Raw genomic sequence first — 8,602 nt, 5'->3', positions numbered from 1 at the left:
GACATGGTGGCGGCGGGTGCGCTGACCGCCCTGCACGAGGCGGGGCTCGACGTGCCCGGGGACGTCTCGCTCGCCGGGTACGACGACATACCGTTCGCCCGCGACCTGCACCCGGCGCTGACCACCGTGCACGTTCCCTACGAGGAACTGGGGCGGCTCGCGGTGCGCACGGCGCTCGGGCACGGCGAGGAGCCGGCCGCCGAGCATCTGCTGCTCGGCACGCATGTCGTCGTACGGCACTCAGTGGCGGCGCACGGCGGCCATTGAGCGGCGCAGCCGCCGGACCGCCAGGGTCAGTTCGGCAGTGCGTTCGGGGCGCGGTGTCGTACCCGGTGCCCACAGGGCGAGCTCCTCGTCCCGGGGGCCGGACACCGTGTGGGGTTCGCCGTCGCCGAGGACGCGGACCGGGTGGGTGTCGTCCCAGCGCTGCCAGCCGGGGTCGCCGGTGGTGGCGAAGCGGACCCAGGCGCCGTGCATCGCGTCGGCCAGCGGCTGCGGGGCGCCGTCGCCGGCCAGCAGGGCGGCTTCGGGGACCGTACCGGTGTCGAAGACGAAGCCCAGCTCCAGGGCGTGGCAGGCGCCGAGGCCGGGCCGGTTGGAGGGCCAGGCGAACTCGTAGAGGTACGACGCCCCGGGGCGGGCCTCGGCGAGCCGGTGCAGCGGGCGGCGCAGCAGGTGGTCGGTGACCATCTGGCCGACGATCTCGGCGGGGCCGGCGTCGGGGTGGAGTGCGCGGTAGCGGCGCGGTACCTCGTGGGAGGCGTGGCAGCGGGCCATGGCGCCGGCGAAGGCGACCGGGCCCAGCCGGTCGACGTGGTCGACCAGACCGCCGGGGACCAGCCAGAGCCGGTACTCGTCACGGGTCCAGCCCATCAGGAGGTCGACGCCCCGGGCCGCCTCGCCGTCCACGAGGGCCTGGAGCGGGTCGCGCGGGACCAGGTCGCCGTCGACGACGATCCCGAAGGCGGGGCCGCCGAGGACGGGGCTGCTCAGCCGGCCCACCTCGGCCTGGGTGCGCAGCAGCAGAGCACGGTCGACCGCGGCGAAGGCCCGGGCGGTGGCGGGGATCCTGAGCCGGGCGGCCATCCGGCGGACCATGCGCCGGACCTTGTCCCGCTCGGCGGCCTCGGGCGGGCCGCTCTGCAGTACGGCCCGCCGGATCAGGCCCTGGGTCTGGGGCGCGGCGAGCAGGACGCCGGCGCTGACGGCGCCGGCCGACTGGCCGCAGAGCGTGACGCGGCCGGGGTCGCCGCCGAAGTCCGCGATGGTCTCGTGGACCCAGCGCAGGGCGGCGAGCTGGTCGTGCAGACCGGGATTGGGCGGGGCGTCCGGGAACAGGCCGTAGCCCTCCACCCCCAGCCGGTGGTTCACGGAGACGAACACGACCCCGTCCCGGGCGAACGCGTGCCCGTCGTACACCGGAACTGCGGAGGATCCCCTGGTCAGGGCGCCGCCGTGCAGGAAGACGAGGACCGGCAGCCGGGCGCCGGGGCCCGGCTGCGGGGTCCACACGTTCAGGTTGAGGCAGTCGTCGCCGGGGATCACCGGGTCGGACAGGTACTGGGCGAACGCCTCCGAGTACGGCGGTTTGGGCGCCGTCGGCCCGAAGGCGCCCGCGTCCCGGACGCCGTCCCAGGGCTCCGGCGGCACGGGCGGCCGGAACCGGTGTGCCCCGAAGGGCGGGGCGGCGTACGGGATGCCGCGGAACACCGCGATTTCCCGCTCCCACCGGCCCCGCACCGCTCCGTACGGGGTGCCGGCCACCGGGTCCTTCGGGTCCGTGCCGTGCGCCGTCATCCGCCCACCAGCTCCTCCCGCCGCGTGTGCCAGTACGCCGGTACGACAAGAGCACCACATCCGCTCCCGGTATTCCGGCACGCACGGCGGTCAGGTGGACACGCGCGGCTACTTGGCGTACATCAGGGTGCCGAAGCCGAGCTGGTCGTAGCCGCCGCTGGTGGAGCCGTAGTCCCCGCCGCCGCCCTCGGGGGCGACGAGGTCGTGGTACAGGGCGGAGATGTACTTGTCGTCGAGGCCGACGCGCCGGTTGTAGTGGAAGTGGAGCATCGCCCACACGGGGCGGAGCTGGCCGCGGGAGGCGGCGGAGATCACCGTCTGGGAGGACTGGGCGCAGTTCTGCCCGGTACCCCAGGTGTAGGTGGTGTACGGCACGTCCTGGCCGAGGTTGTACTTGGCGACGTACTGGGCGGCCTTCATGAAGCGCCGGCTGTCGTAGGAGTACAGGTCGTCGCCCTGGTTCCAGGCCATCTCGCAGACCGCGCCCAGCTGGCCCATGCCCATGAGGGTGTGGCCCTGGTCGCGGCCGGACTCCTGCCACTGGCCGAGGCCGTAGCCGTCGGAGTCGGTGTAGAGGTACGGGACGGCGTGCGCGAGGGAGCCGTTGCCGGCGCCGGACTTGAGGTAGGTGACGGCCTGGTCGTACTTGGCCGCGTCGTCGGTGAGGATGCCGATGGCCATCACCGAGGCCATGTTGCACAGGTCCCAGTTGGCCCAGTAGTTGGTGATGCAGGCGTCGTTGTGGTTGGTCAGGAAGCTGTTGTTGAGCGGGTAGAAGACGTTGACCATCATGTCCTGGAACGCGGCGAGGTCGAACCCGGCGTAGTCCCGCATGAGTTCGGCCGCCTGGCAGAACTCCCAGCCGTAGATGCCCGCGGCGAGGAACCGGTCGGCGTTGCCGGTGAGGGTGGTCAGGGTGGACGACCAGGCGTTGAGGATCTTCACGGCGGTGTCGCCGTGGGCGGCCGTACCGCCGACCTTCCAGCGCAGCGCGTTCTGGTAGGCGGCGGCGATGTCGTTGTAGAGGATGCCGTAGTTCTCGCCGGTCCCGCCGCGGATGACGGTGGCCTGCGGGTTGGGCGTCCAGGTCGACGCGGAGTGGGAGTTGGCGGTCAGCCTGTTCCAGCCGGACAGCCACGGGTCGGTGCCGGCGGCGACCCGCACCTTGGCGCGGTTGATGTCCCCGGCGTTGTGCAGCATGCCGGGGTGGGTGAAGGCGGCCGGGGCCGCGTCGGCCACCCTGGGGGCGGTGACCGGGGCGGCGACGGCGAGCGCGGCGGCGGACTTCAGGACACCGCGGCGGCTCAATCCGCTGGTGCCTGACCGGGGTGGTACGCGGCGGCTCATCGCGTGACTTCTCCTTCGGTGGGGGGAGTTCAGGTGAGTCGGACACTCACCTCTTCGAACTGCGCGGTGGCGAGAGCCAGGGGCGTGCGGGAGCACACCACCAGGCCCACGTGGTAGGGGGCGTCGCCGAAGGTGGGGATCGCGCCCGTGCCGAGCGCGGTCCAGGTGACGCCGTCGTCGGTGGAGACGGTCGCGGCGAAGGCGGTCCCGGTGCGCTTCAGCCGCAGCAGCAGGGGCAGTCGGACGGTGGCGGCGCCGGTGAAGGCGGAGGCTCCGGCGACCGTGGGGCGCAGCATCAGCTGGGCGGTGGTGCCGCCGGTGACGACGACCCCGGCCGCCTGGTCGAACGGCGACAGCGACTTGGTCAGCAGCAGTCCGACCCGGTCGGCGCCGGCCCCGGAGCGGGAGACCAGCCGGGCGGTGAACTCGCAGTCGCCGGTCACCTGCTGCCGGACGAACCGGCCGGTCATGCCCTGGGAGTTGACGTTGAGGTCGACGCCGGCGCCGCGCACCGTGAAGGTGCCGTCGGTGTGGGTCGCGTCGCCCGGCGTGAGGACGGCGACGACTCCGAGGGTGCCGTAGGCGCGCCGGTCCAGGACGACGTCGCCGAGGTCGCCGCCGGTCCAGGGGGCGGGCAGGGCGGGGGCGACGGCGGCCGGGGCCGAGGGCGCCACGGCGACGTCCGGCATCACCGCGCTCACCGCTTGTGAACGAGGTCCCCGCCCGGCGCAGTTGGTCTTGGCGACGGTGTAGTGGTATGTCGTCCCGGACGTACCACTCCCGTCCGTGTACCGCACGCGGGTGCCGAACCCGACCGCGCCGACGTCCCGCGCAAGGGTCCGGTACGGCCCCTGGGCGTCCGCGGCACGCAGGACCGTGTAGCGGGCCGAGGGGTCCGGGTCGGTCCAGCTCAGTTCGATCCCCTCGGCGCCGGCGGCGGCCAGCACATCACCGGCCCTGCGGGCCGGGCGCGGCACCCGCCACCCCGGGCCGCCGGCCGCGGACACCACACTGACGTTGTCGAAGGCGCCCGTGCCGGTCTCGGCGTACTCCTCGCCGACGCCCAGGCAGGAGGTGAGGACGAGGCCGGCGTACGCGGTGCGCGGCAGGTCGCACACGGTCGAGCCCACCTCGGTCCACCCGACCCCGTCCGCGGAGATCGCCCCGGTGCAGCGGTCCCCCTTGCGGGTCACCCGCACCCAGTACGGCGCCCGCAGCCGGTACCCGTCGCCCGCCCCCTCCACGTGCGGGGCCGTCAGCGGGGTCGCCGACGCGGGCAGGGCGCCCAGGTCGGAGATGGGGAAGCCGGCGCCGGTGGTGATCGCCTGCTGCTGGCTGGGCGGCACCGGGGTGCTCCCGGTGGCCGAGATCCCGGCCCCGACCGTCGGCCGTACGCTCCACACCCCGCTCCAGGTGTGCAGCGGCAGTCCCTGGATCAGCATCGAGGCGTGCGCGTCGGCCGGGTCGAGCGAGCCCCTGAGCGTGACGCCGATCTTGGCGTACTGCGAGCTGAGCGGCCAGACGATCCGGGCGGTGACGCTGCCGTCGCCGTGCAGCGGCAGGTGCACCAGCCGGTAGGTGTCCGCGGTGCCACTCGCCTCCAGCACGAACCGCTCGCCGTCGAAGCGCGCCGCGCCCGGGGCGTGCACGGCGCCCAGGTCCTGGGTGCGCCAGCGCCCCGGGAGCCCGGCGGTCGCCGAGGCGACGGCGGAGTTGCCGCTCTCGCCCAGATCGTTGGCGGCGCGGACCGTGTAGGAATAGGTCCGCCCGGGCTGCACGTGCCCGTCCGCGCAGGACGGTGAGGTGGTCTCGCCCTGCCGCTCGTAGGGCCCGTCGGGGTGCTCGGCACGCCACACCTCGTAGCGGGTCGCGCCCGCCGACGGCAGCCAGGACACCGTCACGGTCCGCTCGTCGCCGTCGGCCGTGACACCCGCCGGGGGCGTCGGCGCCCCGGGGGCGGGAGCGGTGGCTCCGGCGTAGGCGAAGGTGCCCCAGCCGGGCAGGTCGTCGTTGCCGCCCTCGACGACCCGGGTGCCGCCGGTGCCCCGGAAGACGGCGGCCCGGGTGCTGGGCGCGTCGAGGCCGCGCACTCCCGCGTAGTGGGCGTAGTACATCTCGTAGACCGGGGGGAGGGTGCCGCGCGAGACCGCCGACACCGTCGTCTTGAGGTATTTGCCGGTGCGGTCGAGGTCGGGGGTGAAGGGGACGTCCTGGCCGAGGTTGTAGCGGGCGGCGTACTCGGCGTTGGCGAGGATGCGGTTGCCGTCGTGGCCCCAGAGGTCGACGCCCTGGTTCCAGGCGACCTGGGCCGCGTCGCCCATCAGGCCGACGGCGAGCTGTTCGTGGCCCTGGTCGCGGCCGGACTCCTGGCCCTGGCCGGCGTCGGTGACGACGCGGTGGCGGACGCTGCCGTTGCCGGCGCCAGCGGCGGCGTACCGCAGGGCGTCCTCGAAGAGGGTGCGTTCCTCGCAGAACACGCCGATGGCGAGGATGGTCTGGAGGGCCGTCAGGTCCCAGTTGCCGTTGGCGTAGAGGCTGTAGCCGGAGACGGCCGGATACCAGACGTCGAGGAAGGACGCCGTGCACCGGGCGATGCCGGCGTCGGTCCAGCCGTCGTAGCCGGTGTGGCGCAGCAGTTCGGCGGCGTTGGCGAACTTGAAGCCCTGCAGACCCGCGCCGAGCGGGCCGTCGGCGCCGGTGACGGTCGTGATCGAGGCGGACCAGGCGTCGAGGATGTCGCGGGCCTTGTCGGCGTGGGCGCGGTCGCCGGTGACGGCCCACAGGAGGGCGTTCTGGTAGGCGGCGGCCGAGTCGGCGACGGCCTGGTTCTGGAAGTTCGCGGGGCCGCGGCCCCAGGAGGTGATCTGGCCGGTGTTCTGGACGGTGTACGACGCCTGGGACCGGGCGTGGGCGGCCAGCGCGAGGTAGCCGTCGTACCCGGGCGACTGCCTGCCCTGGACCGCGGACCGCATCCGGGCCAGGTCGTCGGCGGTGTGCAGGATCCCGGGGTGGGTGAAGGCGAAGGCCTCGCCGGCGGCTTCGTCGGCCGCCCGGGCCGCCGCGGGCACGAACAGGGTGTTCGCGCCGGCGGCGAGCAGCAGCGCACCGGATGTCCTGAGCAGGCCGCGACGGCTGAGCGGGCTCACTGTGCGGCCGCCTCCGCCTCGGCGGTCGTGAGGAACCTGAGGTTCGTCACGTGCTCGTTGGAGAACCACTGAATCTCGTCGGTGGTGTGGTACCAGCTCGGCTTCTTCATCGAGTCGGCGACGACGACACCGTTGATCACGAGGTTCTCGAAGGTGACGTTGTCGATGCCGTGCTCGGCGTCGTAGCCGAGGAAGAGCGACGGGTTGGCGTGGGTGCCGATGTAGCTGAGGTTCTTGACGTAGACGTCCTGGATGCCGCGGCCGACCGAGGTGTTGTACTTCGGGTTGAACGTCACCTTCATGTAGATGACCTGGCCCCAGCGGAAGTCCTCGATCCGGACGTCCTCGATGCGCACGTTCTTGATGAGGTTGGAGTCGCCGGGGTTGAGGGCGATGCAGCCCTGGTAGTTCATCTGGGGCTCGCGGTGGTCGAGGATGTCGATGTTCCTGATGACCAGGTTCTCGAGGACCTCGGGGGCGTCGGTGTTGCCGTGGGTGCCGATGTTGACCGGGTGGGCGACGTCGGCCCACAGGGAGCAGTTCTGCACGGTGATGTCGCGGGTGTCGCCGTAGTAGTCCCAGCGGTGGGCGTAGAGGGCGACGCAGTCGTCGGAGTTGCGCAGGAAGCAGCCGTCGAGGACGACGTCGCTGGAGGAGAAGATGTCGATGCCGTCGCCGTTGCCGCGCGAACTGAAGCCGCGGACCTTCTTGATGCGGACGTTCCGGGCCTCGCCGAGGGTGGTGATGTAGCCACCCGGGTTCATGATGATGACGTCCTCGACCCGGATGTTCTCGCTGCCCTCGCACAGGACGCCGCCGCCGGGGCTGGCCCAGATCATGCCGTGCCCCTTGAGGGCGGCCTTCTGGACGTCCTTGAAGTGGACGGTCGCCTTGAGGACGGCGCCGCCGGCGAGGTAGACGGTCTTGCCGCTGGGGACGGTGAGGGTGCCGCCGGGCACGGTCCCCACGCCGGGGCCGAAGTAGATGACGTCGGGGTCGTCGGCGGCGGGCGGGTGGTGGTCGACACGGTTGGTGACGACGTGCAGGCAGTCGAAGATCTCGTCGTTGATCTGGACGACCAGGTCCTTGGGCTCGTCGAGGGTGAACCGCAGGGTGTCGCCCAGGAGTTCGGGCTTGATGCCGTACGAGTCCGGTCTCACCCGGGCCTTGGCCGTGCCGCCCTTGAGGTAGGTCACCTCGACCTCCACGGAGCACTGGAAGTCGAAGTACACCAGGGAGGAGCTGTACACCTTGCCCGAACCGGTGGCCGGGTTGATCTCCTCGAACTGCGGCCGGTACACGTCCAGGGTCTGCCAGTCGCCGTCGGGGGCGGTGCGCACCCGCACCTGGAAACTGGTGTTGGCGGGCACGGCGGCCGGGCGGGGGTAGGTGACCAGCCCGGGTGCGGGGGCGCGGTCCGCCGCCTGCGCGGCGGTCGCGGTCAGGGCGCCGGACAGTCCGGCGGCGAGCGCGGTGGCCCCGGCGGCCTGTAGTGCGGTACGGCGGGAGAACGGCGCGTTCATCTGATGCTCCTAGCGGTGAACAGGGCGCCTGGCGGCGCTACTTGAGACCGGGCGTCGACATACCGGCGACGAAGAGCCGCGCTGGGCGACGAGGAAGACCAGCAGGACGGGGACGACGTACCCGACGGACGCGGAGCAGGCGTCCAGTTCCTGCATCACGTCCCGGGCCGCGAAGCAGGCGGCGCCGGCCGACCGGAGCACAGGCGTGCGTCTGCATGGACTTCCCACTCTCTGCGCGGAGGTGACAGGGCGTCGGCCGTTAAGCAACCGGTTGCTATGGGCGGTGAGGGGAGCTTCAACCCGTGGGAGAGCATCGTCAAGAGGGGCGACGGACTTTCGAAAACCGTTCGGCGGCAACCGGTTGCTCTTGCGTACCGGTTGCTGCTCACAAGCCGTTCGGTCGACCGCACGTCGAAAGATTCCGACTCATACCCCTTGCTGGTAGCGGTCGAGCCGTCCTACTGTCCCGTGGAAACCGGTTTCTAAGGCACTGCCGAGCCGCCGCCCTCGTCCCCGAGAGCGCCAACCTCCGAAGGAACACGGTCAATGAACTCCACCAGGTTGGTCCGCGCCGCGATCGCGGGCCTCACGCTGACAGGTCTGCTCTCCGCCTGCGGCGGATCGGGCTCCGGCGGCTCCGACGCGGCCTCCGGTCCGGTCACCCTGCCCTTCTGGGGCTGGGCCAACGGCCAGGAGGCCGTGGTGAAGGCGTTCAACGCCGCCCACAAGGACGTCCAGTTGACGTACACGAAGGTCACCGACCAGCTGACCATGCAGAAACAGCTCACC

General features: G+C 72.2%; 5 protein-coding genes and 1 pseudogene. 2 read left to right on the top strand and 4 right to left on the bottom strand.

What is annotated here, in order from left to right; all coding sequences use genetic code 11:
* Positions 1-267: substrate-binding domain-containing protein (locus tag ABZ646_RS33720; RefSeq protein ID WP_360527471.1), on the top strand; the 267-nt coding region annotated here is incomplete at its 5' end.
* Here the strand turns inward: ABZ646_RS33720 and ABZ646_RS33715 are convergent.
* The 4 genes from ABZ646_RS33715 to ABZ646_RS33700 form a co-directional block, all read right to left on the bottom strand.
* Positions 241-1,797: a carboxylesterase family protein gene (locus tag ABZ646_RS33715; RefSeq protein ID WP_360527468.1), complete on the bottom strand. Its 1,557-nt coding sequence runs from the start codon at positions 1,795-1,797 to the stop codon at positions 241-243. The two genes, ABZ646_RS33720 and ABZ646_RS33715, sit on opposite strands and share 27 nt — an antisense overlap.
* Before the next feature lie 108 nt (positions 1,798-1,905).
* Positions 1,906-3,144, bottom strand: coding sequence for an alginate lyase family protein (locus ABZ646_RS33710; RefSeq protein ID WP_360527465.1), 1,239 nt, complete (start codon positions 3,142-3,144; stop codon positions 1,906-1,908).
* A 29-nt stretch (positions 3,145-3,173) separates the two neighbouring features.
* The gene (locus tag ABZ646_RS33705; RefSeq protein WP_360527462.1) at positions 3,174-6,290 is read right to left on the bottom strand and encodes an alginate lyase family protein; all 3,117 of its coding nucleotides are present in this window, start codon (positions 6,288-6,290) and stop codon (positions 3,174-3,176) included.
* Positions 6,287-7,813, bottom strand: a complete 1,527-nt coding sequence (locus tag ABZ646_RS33700; RefSeq protein WP_360527459.1) for a glycosyl hydrolase family 28 protein — start codon at positions 7,811-7,813, stop codon at positions 6,287-6,289. Before ABZ646_RS33700 ends, ABZ646_RS33705 begins: the two co-directional genes overlap by 4 nt.
* Before the next feature lie 546 nt (positions 7,814-8,359).
* On the opposite strand from ABZ646_RS33700, the pseudogene ABZ646_RS33695 reads away from it, so the two are divergent.
* Positions 8,360-8,602 (top strand): annotated as a pseudogene (locus ABZ646_RS33695) (ABC transporter substrate-binding protein); the annotation flags it as partial.

The organism is Streptomyces sp. NPDC007162, from assembly GCF_040634175.1.
GTDB lineage: Bacteria > Actinomycetota > Actinomycetes > Streptomycetales > Streptomycetaceae > Streptomyces.
This window is presented reverse-complemented; position numbering and strand designations above follow the sequence as displayed.